The organism is Aquiluna sp., assembly GCF_965064355.1.
This window is the reverse complement of record NZ_CBCHRQ010000022.1, coordinates 1-18,205: the sequence shown is the minus strand read 5'-3', so window position 1 is coordinate 18,205 and position 18,205 is coordinate 1. Positions and strand designations below refer to the sequence as shown.

Here is an 18,205-nt window from a genome sequence, read left to right as displayed (position 1 = left end):
CCGAGTACAAGCTTCCGACCCTGGTCGGTTATGGCGATGCCGGAGATTCAAAGTCCCGCCGCCGCAGGGCCATCGCAGCTGTTTCGCCAGTAACCACAGCGATTCCAGTTTCAATGGTCAGGTCAATGGCAGCCAGCGACAGCGTGATGGCGAAGCCACCGATCCGCAAGCTTGCCAAGGAATTAGGCGTTGAACTAGCGAATGTCACAGGCACCGGCGTGCACGGCGAGATCACTCGCGAAGATGTAGTTGGCTCGGCATCCCAGGCCTCAGTATTCAAGAACCTCACTACCCCGCAGGCCCCTTCGGAGCGCGAAGAGCGCATCCCGGTCAAGGGTGTTCGCAAGGCGATCGCAAGTGCCATGGTGAAGAGCGCATTTACCGCCCCTCACGTGAGCATCTTCGTGGACGTTGACGCCACCAGAACCATGGAATACGTCAAGCGCCTCAAGAACTCGGTTGATTTTGCGGGCATCAAGGTGACTCCGCTCTTGATTATGGCCAAGGCCATTATCTGGGCGGTTCGACGCAACCGCATGGTGAACTCGACCTGGACCGATGAGGAAATCATCGTTCACAACTTCGTGAACCTAGGTATTGCGGCAGCTACCCCTAGAGGCTTGATGGTTCCAAACATCAAAGACGCCGACACCATGAGCATGATTGAGCTGGCTCAGGCCCTCGAGCAGCTTGCAGCAACTGCTCGAGACGGTAAAACCACCCCTGAGGACATGCGAGATGGCACCATCACCATCACAAACATCGGTGTCTTTGGTGTGGACACCGGAACGCCGATCTTGAACCCGGGCGAGGTGGGAATTGTGGCTCTGGGCTCGATTCGCAAGAAGCCATGGGTTGTCGAGGATGAGATTGTGATCCGCCAGGTAACCACCATCGGAGCTACCTTCGACCACCGCGTGGTGGATGGCGACGTCGCATCCAGGTTTGTTCAGGATGTAGCAAGCGTTATCGAGGAACCAGCACTTCTCCTCGACTAATTGCAATTGACATTCATTTTCAATAAGCGTATTGTTGAAGCATGAAGAAATGGATTTTTGGCCTAATCGCCGCAACTGTTGCAGGACTGCTAGCTGTTTTTGTAATCGCACCGGGCATTTTCAACCCCGGAGCCACCAATGGCAGCTCATCCTCTCCTGAGATCACTCGAACCGGTCCGACCGGTGTTGTGAAGGTGCTTGCCACCACCAACGTTTGGGGAGATATCGCCAAGCAGCTAGGTGGCGACTGGGTAGAGGTCACCGTGATCTTGGATGACCCAATGCAAGACCCACATTCATACGAAGCTTCCGCTCGCGACCAGCTGGCGGTAAATGACGCAGAGCTGATTGTCATGAACGGCGGCGGCTACGACGAGTTCATGCACATCCTGGTCGATTCTGCCGAGACTGCAAGGCTTGTTGTTGAGGCGGTGCCAGAGGTCGAATCAACAGGTGAGACCGAGTCTCACGCCGACTCACACGACCACGCCAATGAGCACGTTTGGTATGACTTTCACTCCGTTGAGGACTTCTCGGCAGCCTTCGTGGCTGCGCTGACTGACATCAGACCTGAGTCGTTTACCGATGTGAATAAGAACTTTGACACCTTCAAGATCGAACTAGACAACCTCGAAACCCGTCTTGAAGGCCTAGCCGGTCACTCTCTTGGCCTAGGAGTACTAGCCACCGAGGGCGTAGGTAACTTGCTTTTGGAGCACGCTGGTTTTGAGAACCTAACCCCAGAGGCGCTAGCCGATGCAATCGAGGAAGAGACCGAGGTTCCACCTGCGGCGCTCGCTCAGGCTGAGACTTTGATCAGGAACAACCTGGTTGCAATTTTGATCACGAACGCTCAAGTCGAGGACCAGGTTTCCGAGCGACTTCGAAAGCTTGCCGAAGCAGAAGGTGTCCCAGTAGTTCAGTTGAGTGAGCTGATTCCAGAAGCTGGCATGAACTACTTCGACTGGATGAACCAGGTATTAGACCAGATCCAAGAGGCCGTTTACTAGTGGCATTGCTGTCTGTCAAAGACGCATCGCTGGCATTTGACCAGCGGGTGGTTTGGCATGACCTGAACCTGGATATCCAACCCGGTGAATTCGTTGCGGTGATTGGGGCAAATGGCTCTGGAAAGTCGATGTTGCTCAAGAGCATCTTGGGCCAGCAGGCACTTAGTTCCGGCTCGATTGAGTTCTTGGGTAAACCCTCCAGGCACGGCAATACCCAGATTGGCTATGTCCCCCAGCAACGTGTCATTGACACAGGTTTGCCGCTGAAGGTGGTGGACGCCGTGCGGTTTGGTCTCGATGGTCACAGCTTCGGATTACCTTTGCCATCAACCAAGAAAAAGGCTTTAGCCTTTGAGGCATTAGCCCAGGTTGATGCCGCTCACCTTGCCCAAACCCCAATTGGTGAACTCTCCGGTGGCGAGATCCAACGCGTCAGGGTTGCCCAGGCTGTGATTTCACACCCAAAGCTGATTCTGGCCGATGAGCCGCTGAGTGCCCTGGACCTGCACCACCAGCAGGTGGTCAGCGAGCTGATCCATCAGCAGAGTGAGCGATTTGGCGCTGCGGTTTTGTTTGTCACCCACGATGTGAACCCAATCATCGACTTTGTTGACCGAGTGCTCTACCTAGCTCAGGGTCGCTATTCGATTGGCACCGCTGATGAGGTGCTGCAGTCTGATGTCCTAAGTGAGCTATACGGCACCGAGATCGACGTGGTTAGAAACCAGGGCCGCGTTGTCGTGCTTGGCGCCCACGATCACGACCACCACGAGGCAGAGGAGTGGTTGTAATGGATTTTTCTGACATCATCAACTTCTCGGACTACGACAGGCTTTTGCCGCTGGTCACCAACTCTTTGCTTGCCGGAGTATTGCTTGCGCTGATCGGCGGCCTGGTTGGGGTTTTTGTTATGAACCGTGAGCTCTCCTTTGCCGTTCACGGCATCGCAGAACTTTCCTTTGCTGGAGCTGCAATCGCCCTGCTCATTGGTTTCGATGTGGTCTTTGGTTCCATCTTCGGCTCCTTGCTTGCCGCCGGCATAATCGCCTTTTTGGGTGATCGAGCCAAGGACCGCAACTCCATAGTCGCGGTTCTGATGCCCTTCGGCCTCGGTCTTGGCATCCTCGCGCTATCGCTCTATCCGGGTAGGGCGGCGAATAAGTTCGGTTTGCTAACCGGCCAAATCGTTGCGGTTGACGACCCAAAGCTATTTGCGATGTTTAGCATTGCTCTGTTGGTTGTGGTTTCGATGCTGGTGATTTGGCGGCCGTTGAGCTTTGCTTCGCTCGATCCAGAGGTAGCAATGGCTCGAGGCGTGCCAGTGAAAGCGCTCGGCATTGGTTTTGTGATGCTGCTCGGACTTGCGGTTGCGGCCGCGGTTCAGGTGGTTGGAGCACTTTTGGTGCTTGCGCTATTGGTCACTCCTGCTGCTGCAGCGCTTCGATTGAGCAGTAGCCAGCTCTGGGTGCCAATTTTGAGCGTGGTGTTCGCCGCGGTCAGCATGCTAGGTGGCATATTGCTGGCGCTTGGTTCCTCGCTGCCAATTAGCCCCTATGTAACAACGATTTCGTTCACGATTTACCTAATCGCTCGCATAGTTGAGGCTGTTGGCAAGAAGTTGGCGGTGACCAGGTGACCCAGAAACGTTCAACTTGGCAGAAGACCGCGGTTAGAGAAGCACTTGCTTCAGCCTCAGGCTTTGTTTCAGCACAGGAGCTCTACCAGGCTTTAGCCCAGCAGGGCCAGAAGATCGGACTCACCACTATTTATCGAGCGCTAACGGATTTAGTCGCGCTCGGAGAAGCCGACTCTTTGGCAGCTTCAGATGGCGAAAACAAATACCGCAACTGTGGAACTGACCACCACCACCACTTGATTTGCCGAGAGTGTGGCAAAGCTGTGGAATTTGAATTGGCTGGATTTGAGGCGGCAGCTGCCCAACTTGCCCTATCCCACGGCTTCAAAGACGTCAGTCACAGCATCGAACTGTTTGGGATTTGTGCTCAATGTGGCGTGGTGGATTGATTTTTGTAAATCAAGACTTGCTTTCTAGCCCCCGTTTCTCCTAAACTTGGGGGGTTGTACGGGCTTAGGTCCTAACAAACCCCAACATAAGCTTCGGGTAAACACGCCCCTAGGAGGAGAAATGGCAGCCTACTGCCAGGTCACTGAAACTGGTCCACAGTTCGGTCACAAGGTTTCGCACGCTCAGAACAAGACCAAGCGTCGCTTTGACCCGAACATCCAGAAGAAGACCTACTTTGTCGCATCCATGGGACGCAAGGTGACCCTGAACGTTTCTGCACGCGGCATCAAGGTAATTGATGTTCGTGGCATCGAGTCCGTAATCGCTGAGCTACTAGCTCGCGGCGAGAAGATCTAGGAAGATACAGATGGCTAAGGACAAGGACATCCGTCCAATCATCAAGCTGAAGTCAACCGCCGGCACTGGTTTCACTTACGTGACCAAGAAGAACCGTCGCAACGACCCAGACCGTATCGTTCTGAAGAAGTACGACCCAGTAGTGCGCAAGCACGTTGAATTCCGCGAGGAGCGCTAAAAATGGCTAAGAAGTCGAAGATCGCTAAGAACGAGCAGCGCAAAGTAATCGTTGAGCGCTACGCAGAACAGCGTCTAGCTCTAAAGAAGGCTTTGGTTGACCCAACTTCCACCGCTGAGCAGAAGGAAGCAGCCCGTTTGGGTCTGCAGAAGCTGCCAAAGGACGCAAGCCCAGTGCGCGTTCGCAGCCGTGACCTAGTTGACGGTCGCCCACGTGGTGTACTTTCCAAGTTTGGAATCAGCCGTGTTCGCTTCCGTGACATGGCTCACAAGGGTGAGCTACCTGGTATCACCAAGTCCAGCTGGTAATTATTTTCTAACTAGACCCGCCCCAAGGCCCAGTTGCCTTTTGAGGGCGGGTTTAGTGTTTCTGCCCTGTTGGTTTGGAGCTTTCGCAGGGCGGGGAAGACATCTCTTTTCAGGGGTTGAGTTGTCCTGGAGCATGATTCGAATGGCCAATTCCCCGAGATTTCGCGGAAAAGTCGCTAGTTGCCGGCATGCAACACGCCGAGACATAAGCAATGACAAGGGATTTAGGGCATTAGGTTGAATTCGACAATCCTGTCCCACAACGTCCAGGAGGACATTATGAACAAGAGTGAGCTCGTAGCAGCAGTTGCAAAGCACACTGGTGAGTCCCAGGCAGCCGTAGGCCGCGTTATCGACGCAATGTTTGAGACCATTGGTGCATCCATCAAGAAGGGTAACAAGGTCACCATTCCTGGTTACCTAAGCGTTGACAAGGGCCGCCGTGCAGCACGCGCTGGTCGCAACCCTCAGACTGGTGCAACCATCCAGATCGCTGCCGCAAACACCGTAAAGGTATCTGCAGGTAGCAAGCTAAAGGCTGCAGTTAAGTAATTAGCAAAAACCTTCGAAAGCGGCGCTCGGGTTTACCCGGCGCCGCTTTCCTATTCTCAAGGTTTAGGGTTGTCAGGTGAGCGATAAATCATTCAGTATTGCCCGCAGATCTTTGCAAGTTCTTGCCGCAGCTTCCCTAACCGCGCTAGTCACGGTGTTGATTGCGGTTGTCCTAACCCAGAGCGCTCTGCCTGGTCAATTCACGGACCCAGGTGCCGTAGTTCGTTGGGGCACACCAATTGTGAAGCTGATCATGAATTTCAGCATGGCCATCACCATTGGCACTTTGGTCTTCTCCGCCTTCGCAGCTAATCCAGACCAGCAACGCAGGCTCCAGCCGCTAGCGTCATGGTCCGCAGCCATCTGGCTACTTTCCGCAGCAATCTACTTTGTAATGACCTATCTCTCGGCCGCCGGCATCACAATCAGCTATGGACCTGAGTTCTCCCAAGGCCTTTGGCTCTTTGCCAGCGAGATCGAGCTTGGCGTCCTTTTGGCCTGGAACCTAGGCTTCGCCTTTGTCGCAAGCCTGAGCACCATCATGTTTCCCTCCGGCCGGATGATCGCGGTCAACGCGGCCATTGCTATTGCTGGGCTTTACCCGCTTGCCGAATCAGGTCACGCCTCCAGCGACATTGGTCACGCGGTCGCGGTGAACTCGATGCTTATGCACTTAGTTGGCATCTCGGTTTGGGTGGGTGGCTTGGTTGCGCTGTATTCGATCTACTTCGACGATTCTCAAAAGCGCTTGGTACTGGTCAAGCGGTATTCAACGCTGGCGCTGTTCGCCTTTATCTTGGTCGCAGTCTCCGGTCTCACCGGAGGTTTCATCAGGCTCTACCAGCCCTCGGACCTGCTAACCAACTACGGACTGCTGCTGATGGCAAAGGCTGCCATCTTGGTTTTGCTTGGTCTCTTTGGTGTTTGGCACAGGCTTCGCTTGATTCGAAGCATCGAAACTGGATCCAAGAGCTTTATTCGAATCGTAGGTGTCGAGGTTGCGGTCATGGGCGTAGCACTTGGCCTTGCGACCGCGCTTGCCAGAACCGCTCCTCCAATAAACCCCAAGCAGTTCGAAGCGCTAACTCCCGCCCAGATTCTGACCGGCGACCTGCTGCCACCGGAATTAACCGAGTTGTCCTGGGTCACGGTGTGGGATTTCGACATTCTGTGGCTGACGGTTTCGCTTTTGGCCATCGCGCTTTATTTGAACGGGGTGCGAATCCTTCACAGCCGAGGCGATAAGTGGCCGGTGTCAAGAACCCTGTCGTGGGTGGCAGGTATGTTGGTGCTTCTTTATGTCACCAACGGAGCGCCAAATGCTTATCAGGAGTACCTGTTCTCGGTTCACATGGTCGGACACATGATCCTGAGCATGCTGATTCCGGTGTTATTGGTTCCAGGTGCCCCAGTCACTTTGCTTTCAAGGGCGCAAGCACCTAGAACCGACGGTTCTAAAGGCTTGCGGGAGTGGGCACTCTGGGCAGTTCACACACCTTACGCCTGGTTGATCTCCCACCCGGTATTCGCAGGGCTCAACTTCGCGCTTTCGCTGGTGATGTTCTACTACACGCCGCTATTTAGGTGGGCTACCGAGCAGCACCTGGGGCACCAGTGGATGATTGTGCACTTTTTGATTACCGGCTACTTGTTTGTGCAGTCGCTTATGGGGGTCGACCCACAGCCCCACAAGCCACCTTTCCCGGTGAAGCTGATGCTTTTGATTGGCACCATGGCCTTTCACGCCTTCTTTGGCTTAGGACTTATGAACGAGAAGAGTCTTTTGCTAGCCGACTGGTTTGGTTCGATGGGTCGAACCTGGGGCGATGATCCGCTAGCGGATCAAGCAATTGGTGGCGCATTTGCCTGGGGTGTGGGAGAGATTCCAACTTTGATAATTACCCTTGTGGTTGTCTACCAGTGGTCCCAGAGTGATGCTCGCGAACGTCGCAGGCTAGATCGAGCATCTGACCGCGGTGGCAACCAAGATGTTGAGGATTACAACAAGATGCTCGAAGAGCGAGCAAAGCGACAGGATAAACGCCGATGATTATTGAGCTATCCGGCGAACAGCAGTCGCTATTTGAATACATCGAGCAAACCGATGCCCACGTTTTTGTTACCGGCCGCGCCGGGACCGGTAAATCAACTCTGCTTTCTCACCTAACTGCCAATACTGAGAAGCGCTTCGCGGTTTGTGCGCCAACCGGTGTTGCGGCCCTCAACGTTGGTGGCGTGACCATCCACTCGCTTTTCACCTTCCCGTTTGGGGTCTTGGGTGAGGTTGACATCGGTAAGCACCTCAATCGCCGCACCAGGGACGTGCTAAAGGCTTTGGACATGTTGGTCATCGACGAGGTGTCCATGGTCTCGGCCGACATGATGGACGCGATCGACCGAGCCTTGCGAATCGCGCGTGGAAAGCGCAGTGTGCCATTTGGTGGCGCACAACTGGTGATGTTCGGTGATCCTTACCAATTGGCTCCAGTGCCCCCTCAGGACCCCAGTGAGCGGGCATACATGGCCGAGAACTACCAATCCGGTTGGTTCTTCGATGCCCACGTCTGGAGAAACTCTGATCTTGAGCGCTTCGAGCTCGGTGAGATCTTTAGGCAATCAGACGCTGAGTTCAAAGAGATTCTCAATGCGATTAGAGATGGCTCAGTCACTCAGGAGATGCTCAATCGCATAAACCAGGCCGGAAATAGGTTCCCGCCGCACCCCGATGTCATAAAGCTTGCCACCATCAACGCAACCGTTAACCAGGTAAACGCGCAACGCATGAGCCTGATCACCCTAGAACCAAAGAACTTCCGCGCCAGCTACACCGATGATGCGGCCAAGATCTTCGGCCGCACACTACCGGCAGAGACTGATCTGCAGCTCAAGGTCGGTGCTCAGGTGATGTTTATCAAAAACGATGACTCATCGATGATGAAGGCACCGACTGGCGGCACCATCAAGCGTTGGGTCAATGGCACCATTGGGCACGTTGTTGACCTACCAAAGTCAGGCATTGTGGTGGTGGATGTCGATGGTGAGCAGTTTGATGTTGGCCCTGCGACCTGGGAAAAGATTCGCTACGAGGTCGAGGAAGAGTTCGACGAAGCCTCTGGCAAGCTAAAAGAAACCCTGGTCCCGATTACCTTGGCTGAGTTTAAGCAAATTCCACTGCGTTTGGCTTGGGCGGTCACAATCCACAAGTCCCAAGGCCAAACCTACGACGAGGTGCAGATTGACATGGGTCGCGGTGCGTTTTCCCCTGGGCAAACCTACGTGGCACTATCGAGAGTTCGCGCGCTAGAAGGCCTGTATCTCACCAGAGCGATAACTATGGCCGATGTGATGGTCGATCAGGATGTAATTCGGTTTATGTCCGGGGGCCAGAGCGTAACCACCAGTTCAGAGCATCTGCCACCCTTCTAGGCCAGTGAGATTTCTTTTGTGTAACTTTTGATCGAATCTGCCCAAGTTAGTTAGTTAGTTGTATTTACTAACTATATGTTGACGCAAAACAGCACGAACTCCGCTTCGAAAGAACTTGCCGAGTTCTTCAGGTCTGCGCCAAGTCGCGTCGAAGTGTTTCGAACGATTTATCACTTCGGAGAACTCTCGAGAGCTGAAATCGCTCGTTTGACCGGCCTGACCAAGGTCACTGTCTCCGATGTGGTAGCTCAATTGAATGCCCTCGGTCTAATTCGAGAGTCCGAACCCCAGAGGTCCAGCGCGCCTGGAAAGCCACCGATTCTTGTTCAGCTAAATCGAGACTCAATAAGGGCAATTGCTGTCGATATATCTTCCAGCAAGTTGATTCGAACGGCATCGATTGACCTTTACGGCAGAGTGCTTAGCTCAAGCACAGTTCCGTTAGCTCCAATGCACCCAGAGGCCCTAGTCAAAGACATAATCGCCGCTATCGAGCTTGAAATAGAGGCGCATGACGTAACAGTCCTGGGAATTGGACTAGGGGCCGCTGGAGTCGTTGACAATCTTGGGCAAGTGGTTGATGGAGCTGCCCTTGGACTTCACGACTTTCCTCTGCAAGCGCGGCTAACTGAACGTTTTGGGGTTGAAGTGCGGGTTGGAAACGATGCGAATGTAGCGACAAAAGCAGATGCGCTATTTGGCGGCGGCCATAGCAGTCACCTGTTGGTTCGCATTTCACAGGGTGTAGGTGCAGGCTTGATTCTTGATAGCAACCCCTACCTTGGATCGAATTTTGCGGCCGGGGAACTAGGCCATGTTGTGGTCCAACCTGGCGGTCACCTTTGTGGCTGCGGCAAACTCGGTTGCCTTGAGGCGGAAGTGTCCTCGCTGCTTAGCCAAAACCCCCAAGATAGCGAAAGGGTCGGATCCCTGTTGGGAAAGGTTCTCGCGCCAATCGCCAGTGTTCTAAATCTTTCCGAAATTGTAATTTCGACCTATCCAGAGGTGGAACATGAGGGGCTACTGACAGCGCTTTTTGGAGAGATTGAATCTGTGACCTTACCTGAGATTAGCCAGCACCTAACGGTGCGATTCTCGAGACTTGGCAATGACATAGTGCTGCTAGGAGCAGCAGCGCTTGCATTGTCAGCAGTGTTGGGGGTTTCCTAATGTGGATACCTCAACTGCACAATGAGGTGCAAGGTATGCACCTGCCATACGAAAGGAAACAAGCATGAAGAAAGGTTTGCTCGCTGCACTCGCAGCCTCAACCTTGGTGCTAACAGGATGTGCGGCTGCGGAGACCACTCCAGATGCTTCATCTTCTAGCACTGAAGTGGTTACAGGAGATATCCGAGTTTGGGTAAATGGTGGAGACACTCCTCAGGCCGCACGCGACTACCTCAAAGAGACCTTTGAGGCTCAGAATCCTGGCTCGACTTTGACAATCGAAGAGCAGGAGTGGGGCGGTTTGGTCGAAAAGCTAACAACTGCAATGTCTGGCAATGACAGCCCCGATGTTGTCGAGATCGGTAACACTTGGGCACCAGGATTTACCTCTGCCCTTGCATTTACTGACCTAACGGGCAGCTTCGAGGAGCTTGGAGGCGCTGACCTGCTTCCTGGCTTTGTTGAAGTTGGTAGCTATGACGGAAAGTTCTACGCAGCGCCTTACTACTCCGGCGCTCGCTTGGTGTTCTACAGCAAGTCTGACTACGAAGCCGCAGGCCTCAGCGTTCCAACAACTCTTGAGGAGTACGTCTCGAACGCAGAGGCGCTAAAAGCTGCAACTGGAAACTCAGGCGTCTACTTCCCGGGTAAGGACTGGTACAACTCCCTTCCATACATCTGGGAAAACGGCGGCGAAGTGGCAGTCAACTCTGGTGGAACCTGGGACAGCCAATTGTCATCAGAAGCTTCTCTGAAGGGTCTAGCTCTCGTAAAGCGAGCAATGGACACTTCTTTGGCAGCTAAGGATGGCGACGAGGCCGAGTCTTGGGTTGCTTACTGCACAGGAAAGCACAGCATGTTGTCTGCCCCAAGCTGGGCTAGCGGACTGCTTGTTCCTCGTGACGATGCTCCTTGCGAGCGATCCGCTGAAGATCTAGGCACCTTCGCACTTCCTGGCATGTCAGGTGGCGCAGCGCAGATCTTTGCCGGCGGTTCAAACATTGCAATTCCTAAGAATTCAGCGAATCAGGAACTTGCTATGGCCGCATTGAAGATCATGCTCAGCCCTGAGTACCAGACAATCCTGGGAAATGCCGGACTAGTGCCAGCACTAACATCGCTTGGCTCAACCTTGGGTGACGGCGAAATTCCAAAGGCCGTTGCAGCAGCAGCCGCCAATGCGAAGCTAACCCCAGCTTCTCCAAACTGGGCTGACGTAGAGGCTGCGGGAATCCTGCAGGACCTTTTCGTCAAGATTGCTCAAGGCAGTGACATCACGGCTGCGGCTACCGCAGCAGATGAAGCTATCGAAGCAATTCTCAACAAGTAGCTGAAACAGAACCGGCAGGGGCTTGCCCCTGCCGGTTCTCCACCAGATCGGATCACTTTTCATGAAGTGGAAAGCAATTACACCCTGGGCCATGCTGGCCCCGGCCCTGGTAATACTTTCTGTGATAATCGGTTGGCCGCTTCTAAATTTAATAATCATGTCGACCCAGGAATATGGCCGGGCACAGGTTTTCGGTGCCGAGGCGCCATTTATAGGTGTTGAAAACTTTCAGTACGTGCTGTCAGACGATAAGTTCTGGGCAGTATTCAATCGCAGCATTGTTTTTGCAGCTGTGAACGTCATCTTGACTATGTCTCTGGGCACAATAGTTGCTCTCGTGATGTTCCAAATGCCTAAAGTCTTGAGATTGTTTGTGCAGGGCGGCCTCTTAGTTGCGTGGGCTATGCCGCAGCTGACCGCGGTAATAGTCTGGGGCTGGATGTTCAACACTCAATATGGCGTCGTCAATTACGCTCTTTCGGAGTTCGCAGGATTGGATTATTTGGGACATTCTTGGTTTGCCCAGCCGCTCTCATTCTTTGCGGTTGCGACCCTGATAATCACTTGGCAATCTGTACCATTTGTCGCATTTACAATTTATGCCGGACTGACCCAGATTCCTGGCGAGGTTAGAGAGGCGGCCATGCTCGATGGCGCTAACGGTGTTCAGAGATTTCAAAACCTCATCATTCCCTATCTCCGTCCCATTTTTGCGATTGTCATAACCCTCCAGGTGATATGGGACCTACGTGTCTTTACGCAGATTTATGCCCTTCAGGGCCTTGGCGGACTCAGGGAAGAGACATCAACCCTCGGCGTCTACATCTTCAATATTTCTTTGGGCGGTGGTGATTATGGAACTGGTGGAGCCATCTCCATCATCATGGTTGTCTTAATGTCGGCCCTCTCCTTTTATTACGTTCGTCGAACCATAAGTGAGGCGAACTAGTGACTATCAAGAAGATTCTCAAGAGTTTAGCGATCTACCTGTTCGCCTTTGCTGTAATCATCGCTTCGGTATTTCCGGTCTATTGGATGATAAACACGGCGTTAACGCCGAACGGCTTAACCCGACGCGAAACACCTAGCTTTTTTCCGTCCAGCTTTACTTTAGAAAATTTCGAGACAATCCTGTTTGATCAGCAGCAGGCTGCTTTTATGCCGGCCTTGATCAACTCTCTTTCAGTGACGATTCTCACGGTCATATTTGCCTTAGCTTTTGCCTTTCTCTCCGCAATCGCTCTATCGAGATTTCAGTTCTTAGGCAGACGAACCTTCCTGGTTCTGATACTTGTGGTGCAGATGATCCCTGGAGAGGCAATGATCATCTCAACATTCAGGCTGATAAATGATGCAAATCTGCTCAACTCGATTGCTGGACTGACAATCGTTTATGTTGCGACGGTTTTGCCTTTCACTATCTGGATGCTGAGAGGCTTCGTGAATGGAGTGCCGCAGGAGCTCGAGGAATCTGCAATGGTTGATGGCTGCACAAGGCAGCAGGCATTCCGGCTCATAACGCTTCCGCTTCTCGCCCCAGGTCTGGTTGCGACAGGGGTTTTTGGTTTTATCCAGGCCTGGAACGAGTTTTTACTTGCCCTAGTAATCAACGGTCGACCAGAGATGATGACTCTGCCAGTTTGGCTGAGGACTTATCAGCAGGTAAGCAACGAGACCGACTGGGCTGCAATCATGGCCGGTTCCTCTCTCATGACTCTTCCTGTTTTGATTTTCTTCATGATCGTGCAGGGGAGAATGACCTCTGGGCTGGTCGCAGGGGCGGTGAAGGGGTGACCCTAAGGCGATTTAATCTGCTTTCCCGCGTGATGATTGGGTTTGAGGGGACAGAAGTTCCTGATTACCTGAGCGGGCTTGCAGATCGAGGGCTTCGATCCGTTGCTCTCTATGGAGAAAACATTGAGAGCCCTGAGCAGCTGAAGCGGTTGGTTAGAAATCTTCGAGACGTCCTAGGACCGGACGCCATTATCGCCATCGACGAAGAGGGCGGCGTTGTCACAAGAGTGGACTATCGGACGGGAAGCCGCTTTGCAGGGAATGGATTTCTCGGTAGGGCCAATGATCTCCAGTTGACAGAGCGCGACGGCGAATTAATTGGTCTGCTGCTTGGCAGTCTTGGGGTCAATCTGAACCTAGCACCCGTTGCAGACGTAAACTCCGAGCCGTTTAATCCGGTTATCGGCATGAGGAGCTTCGGCTCTAATTCAGCTGAGGTCTCTGGTCATGTGGCAAGTTTTGTGGTCGGCCATGAGAGGGCTGGCGTCGGAAGCACCCTAAAACACTTCCCGGGCCATGGAAACGTGACCATAGACTCGCATGCCTCCCTGCCCAAAGCCCCTGGCGGGCTAGGGGAGCTTCGACGAACACAGTTTGAGCCATTCAAGAAGGGGATCGAAGCGGGCACTTCTGCCGTCATGCTGGCGCATCTGGATGTTGGAATTGGCGAACCGACTTCCTTGAGTTCTGAAATTGTCCAAATCTTGAGGGAGGAACTCCATTTCGAGGGCTTGATAGTTACCGATGCTCTGGACATGGGTGCCTTGGGGCCAAGGGCTCTGATTTCCGAAAACGCCCTCAGAGCCCTACTCGCGGGAGTCGATATAGTTTGCATGGGTCCTCGAACTCAGGTTGAGGAACTGGACCAGATTGAAGAACTATGGGCCTCCGTTGACGAGGAGGCAGCACATCGCAACTCTTCCGAGGCCTCTCAAAGACTCGAGGTTTTTGTAGATAGACACATCCAACACCACAGCAAGTCAATAGAGACTGTGGAGTACCCGGATTCTTTGCCCGAGATATTCTTCGAGGACAAGGCTCAGGTGATTCGGATGTCTGGATCTGCCAACCCCGCAATTGGGGAAGTCCCCTGGTACCCAATGGTCGACGTTGACTGCGAATTCAGTGAGATCCAGGATGTTTCGGCACTAGTTGAAAACTTTGACGGCCTCTCGGTGGTGCTGACTCAGACTATTGGGGACCTGAAGGTTTTAGAACAAAATCTAAGTCCTGAGTTGTACGAGCGAACTTTGGTCATAAGTTCGGAACTACCTCCGCCAAACTTTTTACTACGAAGCATCTGCACCTTTGGCTCAGGATTGCCTCAATCAAGACTTCTAGCTAAACAATTGCGCCAAAAAAGGAATCAAAGTTGAATACTCAAGAAATTTATGTCGGTGTCGATCTGGGCGGAACGAAAATCCACAGCGTCGTTCTTGATGCAGAGATGAAAACACTTGCCGAAGATGAGCGAAAGAGTGGTTTTGGGGCGAATGAGGTAACGCAAAATCTACTCGAATCTATCGAGAGCGTTTTAGACGCCGTGTCGAAAAGCGGTTACGTGTTGCGTCACATTGGCATTGGCACACCTGGAACAGTTGACACAGTGGCAAAAATTGTCCGCAACTCTCTAAATCTCGGCATAGTTGAGCTGGATCTCGGAGAGGCGATTCGATCTCGATTTGATTGCACTTTCAATCTAGAAAATGACGTGAACGCCACCGCCTTGGGTCTGTCAAAACTCAATCGGGACTTGTCCTCGTTGGCATATCTCAATTTTGGAACTGGATTAGCAGCAGGGTATGTAATCAATGGCAAGGTTTGGGCCGGAGCCTCGGGCCTCGCTGGCGAGATAGGCCATATCCCAATTGGATCGGACTCAGATGAATGTCAGTGTGGTCAGGTTGGCTGCTTGGAGCTTTTAACAACCTGGACCGGGTTGGGGAGGAGATTTCCAAACGTAAAAGATTTCTCCTCGGCAGTGGCACTGGCCGGAGAATCCCAAGACGCCGCTGATGCATTTGAGACCTTCAAAAGCAATGCGGTTCGATCTCTAATGACAGTCTTTCTGACCATTGATCCTGAGTTGATATTTCTCGGTGGTGGGATGTTGCTGAACAATGAATCGGTTTTTGAGCACGTTATGGCCGACTTTGAGAAGCTCGTAGCTTCTTCGCCCCTCTTCTCAGGGAAGCACCTTGAAAAGCGAGTAGTAATGATGCCCCTTGACGCTCCAGTAGCTTGCATCGGGGCGCTCGGGGGAATCTAGTGAAAGTACAAGTCTTCAGCCAAGCGGAAAACCTAATTCAGGCTGCGGTTGATTTTGTAATTGAGAATGTGCCTTTTGGTGGGGTCATGGGGTTCGCAACCGGTAGCACCCCGATTGATGTGTATCGGGGACTAGCTGATGCTGGTTGGAATGCTCGGCTCTCCTGCGCTTTTGCTCTCGACGAGTACTTAGGAGTTTGTGAGGATAATCCAGCATCTTTCGCCTACTACATTCGAAAACACATTGAGATTCCACTTGGACTGAAGCCCGGAATGGTCCGGGTGCCGAACGGATGCGCCAAAGATCCCGAGCTGGAGTGCGACCTATTTGAGCAGGAAATCCGGTCAAAGCCTATGGACTTGCAAATTTTGGGTGTTGGTAGAAACGGACACATCGCTTTTAATGAACCGGGTTCCGCCCCTGATTCCTTGACGCGAATTGTTGAACTATCTTTGGAGACTCGGCAAGACAACGGGGCCGATTTCAACGGATTGGCACCTAGAAAGGCCCTGACTCAAGGGGTGGGAACTATTTTGGGGGCCAAGAAGCTCCTTTTGATAGCTAGGGGAGCATCTAAGGCCTACTCAATAAAAAGTTTGTTGGAGGGTGAAATTATCCCTACTTCGCCAGTTACCTATCTTCGAGACCATCCAAACTTGACGGTTTTTGTCGACGAGGCTGCTATGGCTTTAGTAGAAAACCCCTTTGATACACGCTCTGGGCAATGAAATCTGAATCCCACACCACGAAATCAGCCTCTCCGCCCAAAACGAAATCGTAATTAGAGACCCCATAGGCTTTGGCGGGATTTACGCTCGCCGCCCTAAGTGCAAGGTGAGGCGCAAAACCCCAAGTTATAAGGTTTCTGATTGCCAGATCCAGGCTGAGTGTCGAGCCAGCCAGAGCCCCATCGTCTAATTTCCGAGCAACCCCGTGCTCTACAGCTATTTCAACGCCCCCCAAAGAATATCTTCCGTCACTTGCCCCGGCTGCAGCCATGCTGTCTGTGACCAAAATTAGTTTTTCCCCAGCTGCAGCCGCTATGGCTTTTGCAACGACAGGCGAGAGGTGCTCCCCGTCTGCAATTATCTCAACGAAGGCTCCGGATTCTAGGGCAGCCCCAAGCGGACCGGGCTCTCTCGACTTAAGCTGCGGCATAGCGTTCAATGCGTGAGTGAGAACTGTCGCCCCGCTATCAAATGCCCTGAGAGATTCCTTGTAGTTCGCTTCAGTGTGGCCAATAGCCACAACACAGACTTTCGAAAGTTCAGATATTTGTTTGCTACTGAATTTTGCAGGATCTATGGTGATTGAGGCCAGGCTGGAATACGAAGTAATCTTCTTGAGCTCTTTCTCGTCAGGGTCTCTGATGTGGCTGGGATTATGCGCGCCACGCCTGCTGTGTGAAATGAAAGGACCCTCAAGGTGAATCCCGATAACACCAAGACCAGCTTCTAGTTGGCTTGCGGATTCTAAACAAGCAAGCTCATCTTCAATTGATGATGAAACCAGGGACAGTATCGATCGAGTAACCCCACGCTTAGAGGCAGCCATTGAAATGGCCTCTAAGTCTTCCATGCGGGCAGAAACCGCTACACCGGAGTTCCCATGGGTGTGGGTATCAATCAAACCCATCGAAATTATCGGCAAATTCGGTGAATCGGCAATCTCTTCAAGGCCAATAATCTTGCTGTCAAAGGAAATCTCTACTGGCTGGAAACCACCTGGTAAAGGGATTCGACCCCTTAACGACTCAATTTTCACATTCCAAAGCTATCAGTCTCTTGGAGGAGCCTTCAACCACCAGTTCAGAGCATCTGCCACCCTTCTAGCCCAGTAACTCTCGTGGTGACCGGTGTTTGGGTAGATGCTTGTAACTAGCTGATCTCCTGGGACATAGCCCTTTTCAATTAGCTTCTGCTCTGCAAGTTTGTGAAATGGCGGGTAGTACTGATCTACCTCAATGGTCCCGCTGTCGGTCCAGACCCTGTGTTTTCCGGGTTCAGGTAGCTGCGCCACCAAGCCGTTGACCATTCGATCCTCGCCAAATACCCAGTGGGTTGAGAAGCAGATTGCGGTTCCAAATACATCTGGTCTTTGCCCAACTGCATACATCGAAATCAATCCACCCATGCTCGCACCCATTACAGCGGTGCGGTCAATGGAGTGTTCAACCGAGTAGCGCTCGAGCACAAACGGCACAATCGCATCGGCCAACAGCGAGACATAAGCGTCACCAAAGGGCTCGGTCCCGGTTGCTCGGTAAGACTCGGGCATATGCCGCCAGAAGAACTCCAGGTCGTCACGCACAATCTTCTCTGGGGATAGCTCTCTAATTCTCGTGTCATCGCTTTGCCCCCAGACCGCAACCACAATCGGGGCTGGGCTTCTAACTTCATCGCGAAGCGCAGGAATTACCTCCCAGGTCTTACCGGTGAAGGAATCCTGCTCATCGAAAATGTTGCGACCGTCGTGCATTACCAAGATTGGCGTCTTTGGGTTTAGGTCTTTTGGCACCCAGACATCGACTTTGTGACCATCAAAATCAAAACGCTCGAGGGTTCCGCCTGCTAAGCGCTGCTCGATTAGCTTTCGATCGCGCATCGCTAAAAAAAGCGGAAAGGTAAAGGCCATCGCGGTGACACCGCTCAGCGCAATGTAAAGCCAGACTCGCTTCATGCCTAAGCGCTGACCTTCGTAGATCATGAAGATCGCCACCGCCACGGCAACAATCAAAAGATCCGTTGACAGCACCATGTCCACCGAAGTGCCAAACCAGGCCTTGAG

General features: G+C 52.7%; 20 protein-coding genes. 18 read left to right on the top strand and 2 right to left on the bottom strand.

Annotated elements, in window-relative coordinates; translation table 11 throughout:
• The 18 genes from AC128V_RS03440 to AC128V_RS03355 form a co-directional block, all read left to right on the top strand.
• Positions 1-998: dihydrolipoamide acetyltransferase family protein (locus AC128V_RS03440; RefSeq protein WP_482763280.1), on the top strand; the 998-nt coding region annotated here is incomplete at its 5' end.
• Positions 999-1,039: 41 nt separating this feature from the next.
• Positions 1,040-2,008, top strand: coding sequence for a metal ABC transporter solute-binding protein, Zn/Mn family (locus tag AC128V_RS03435; protein ID WP_482763279.1), 969 nt, complete (start codon positions 1,040-1,042; stop codon positions 2,006-2,008).
• Positions 2,008-2,799, top strand: a complete 792-nt coding sequence (locus AC128V_RS03430) for a metal ABC transporter ATP-binding protein (protein WP_482763278.1) — start codon at positions 2,008-2,010, stop codon at positions 2,797-2,799. Before AC128V_RS03435 ends, AC128V_RS03430 begins: the two co-directional genes overlap by 1 nt.
• Complete coding sequence (locus AC128V_RS03425) at positions 2,799-3,644, top strand: metal ABC transporter permease (protein ID WP_482763277.1); 846 nt, start codon at positions 2,799-2,801, stop codon at positions 3,642-3,644. The genes AC128V_RS03430 and AC128V_RS03425 overlap by 1 nt, the downstream gene beginning before the upstream one ends.
• A complete protein-coding gene (locus AC128V_RS03420; RefSeq protein ID WP_482763276.1) occupies positions 3,641-4,033 on the top strand; it encodes a Fur family transcriptional regulator in 393 nt (130 codons plus the stop codon). The genes AC128V_RS03425 and AC128V_RS03420 overlap by 4 nt, the downstream gene beginning before the upstream one ends.
• 121 nt (positions 4,034-4,154) lie before the next feature.
• Entirely contained in the window at positions 4,155-4,391 is a 237-nt protein-coding gene (rpmB, locus tag AC128V_RS03415) for a 50S ribosomal protein L28 (RefSeq protein WP_482763275.1), read from the top strand.
• 10 nt (positions 4,392-4,401) lie between these two features.
• Positions 4,402-4,569: a 50S ribosomal protein L33 gene (gene rpmG / locus AC128V_RS03410; protein ID WP_173494171.1), complete on the top strand. Its 168-nt coding sequence runs from the start codon at positions 4,402-4,404 to the stop codon at positions 4,567-4,569.
• Between the two features lie 2 nt (positions 4,570-4,571).
• Positions 4,572-4,877, top strand: a complete 306-nt coding sequence (rpsN, locus tag AC128V_RS03405; protein WP_482763274.1) for a 30S ribosomal protein S14 — start codon at positions 4,572-4,574, stop codon at positions 4,875-4,877.
• Positions 4,878-5,156: 279 nt separating this feature from the next.
• Complete coding sequence (locus AC128V_RS03400) at positions 5,157-5,429, top strand: HU family DNA-binding protein (RefSeq protein WP_482763273.1); 273 nt, start codon at positions 5,157-5,159, stop codon at positions 5,427-5,429.
• Between the two features lie 76 nt (positions 5,430-5,505).
• Positions 5,506-7,479 carry a bifunctional copper resistance protein CopD/cytochrome c oxidase assembly protein gene (locus tag AC128V_RS03395; protein WP_482763272.1) on the top strand — a complete coding sequence of 658 codons (1,974 nt, stop codon included), beginning with the start codon at positions 5,506-5,508 and terminating at the stop codon, positions 7,477-7,479.
• A complete protein-coding gene (locus AC128V_RS03390; protein WP_482763271.1) occupies positions 7,476-8,855 on the top strand; it encodes an ATP-dependent DNA helicase in 1,380 nt (459 codons plus the stop codon). Before AC128V_RS03395 ends, AC128V_RS03390 begins: the two co-directional genes overlap by 4 nt.
• A 153-nt stretch (positions 8,856-9,008) precedes the next feature.
• Positions 9,009-10,025 carry an ROK family transcriptional regulator gene (locus AC128V_RS03385; RefSeq protein ID WP_482763270.1) on the top strand — a complete coding sequence of 339 codons (1,017 nt, stop codon included), beginning with the start codon at positions 9,009-9,011 and terminating at the stop codon, positions 10,023-10,025.
• 64 nt (positions 10,026-10,089) lie between these two features.
• Positions 10,090-11,355, top strand: a complete 1,266-nt coding sequence (locus AC128V_RS03380) for an extracellular solute-binding protein (RefSeq protein ID WP_482763269.1) — start codon at positions 10,090-10,092, stop codon at positions 11,353-11,355.
• Between the two features lie 91 nt (positions 11,356-11,446).
• A complete protein-coding gene (locus AC128V_RS03375; RefSeq protein ID WP_482763268.1) occupies positions 11,447-12,304 on the top strand; it encodes a carbohydrate ABC transporter permease in 858 nt (285 codons plus the stop codon).
• Entirely contained in the window at positions 12,304-13,149 is an 846-nt protein-coding gene (locus AC128V_RS03370; protein WP_482763267.1) for a carbohydrate ABC transporter permease, read from the top strand. Before AC128V_RS03375 ends, AC128V_RS03370 begins: the two co-directional genes overlap by 1 nt.
• Positions 13,150-13,181: 32 nt before the next feature.
• Positions 13,182-14,525, top strand: coding sequence for a glycoside hydrolase family 3 N-terminal domain-containing protein (locus tag AC128V_RS03365; protein WP_482763266.1), 1,344 nt, complete (start codon positions 13,182-13,184; stop codon positions 14,523-14,525).
• The gene (locus AC128V_RS03360) at positions 14,522-15,418 is read left to right on the top strand and encodes an ROK family protein (RefSeq protein WP_482763265.1); all 897 of its coding nucleotides are present in this window, start codon (positions 14,522-14,524) and stop codon (positions 15,416-15,418) included. Before AC128V_RS03365 ends, AC128V_RS03360 begins: the two co-directional genes overlap by 4 nt.
• Positions 15,418-16,146, top strand: coding sequence for a glucosamine-6-phosphate deaminase (locus AC128V_RS03355; protein WP_482763264.1), 729 nt, complete (start codon positions 15,418-15,420; stop codon positions 16,144-16,146). Before AC128V_RS03360 ends, AC128V_RS03355 begins: the two co-directional genes overlap by 1 nt.
• Here the strand turns inward: AC128V_RS03355 and AC128V_RS03350 are convergent.
• Together AC128V_RS03350 and AC128V_RS03345 are read right to left on the bottom strand one after the other, a co-directional pair.
• Positions 16,100-17,053, bottom strand: coding sequence for an N-acetylglucosamine-6-phosphate deacetylase (locus AC128V_RS03350; protein ID WP_482763281.1), 954 nt, complete (start codon positions 17,051-17,053; stop codon positions 16,100-16,102). The genes AC128V_RS03355 and AC128V_RS03350 overlap by 47 nt on opposite strands.
• Positions 17,054-17,194: 141 nt before the next feature.
• The coding region (locus tag AC128V_RS03345) for a DUF2834 domain-containing protein (protein ID WP_482763263.1) at positions 17,195-18,205 on the bottom strand (1,011 nt) is incomplete at its 5' end.

Coding starts and splice junctions, on each gene's coding strand:
- AC128V_RS03435 (WP_482763279.1), top strand. CDS start 1,040: ATGAAGAAATGGATTTTTGGCCTAATCGCCGCAACTGTTGCAGGACTG.
- AC128V_RS03425 (WP_482763277.1), top strand. CDS start 2,799: ATGGATTTTTCTGACATCATCAACTTCTCGGACTACGACAGGCTTTTG.
- rpmB (WP_482763275.1), top strand. CDS start 4,155: ATGGCAGCCTACTGCCAGGTCACTGAAACTGGTCCACAGTTCGGTCAC.
- rpmG (WP_173494171.1), top strand. CDS start 4,402: ATGGCTAAGGACAAGGACATCCGTCCAATCATCAAGCTGAAGTCAACC.
- rpsN (WP_482763274.1), top strand. CDS start 4,572: ATGGCTAAGAAGTCGAAGATCGCTAAGAACGAGCAGCGCAAAGTAATC.
- AC128V_RS03400 (WP_482763273.1), top strand. CDS start 5,157: ATGAACAAGAGTGAGCTCGTAGCAGCAGTTGCAAAGCACACTGGTGAG.
- AC128V_RS03390 (WP_482763271.1), top strand. CDS start 7,476: ATGATTATTGAGCTATCCGGCGAACAGCAGTCGCTATTTGAATACATC.
- AC128V_RS03380 (WP_482763269.1), top strand. CDS start 10,090: ATGAAGAAAGGTTTGCTCGCTGCACTCGCAGCCTCAACCTTGGTGCTA.
- AC128V_RS03375 (WP_482763268.1), top strand. CDS start 11,447: ATGCTGGCCCCGGCCCTGGTAATACTTTCTGTGATAATCGGTTGGCCG.
- AC128V_RS03365 (WP_482763266.1), top strand. CDS start 13,182: ATGATTGGGTTTGAGGGGACAGAAGTTCCTGATTACCTGAGCGGGCTT.
- AC128V_RS03350 (WP_482763281.1), bottom strand. CDS start 17,053: ATGGGTTTGATTGATACCCACACCCATGGGAACTCCGGTGTAGCGGTT.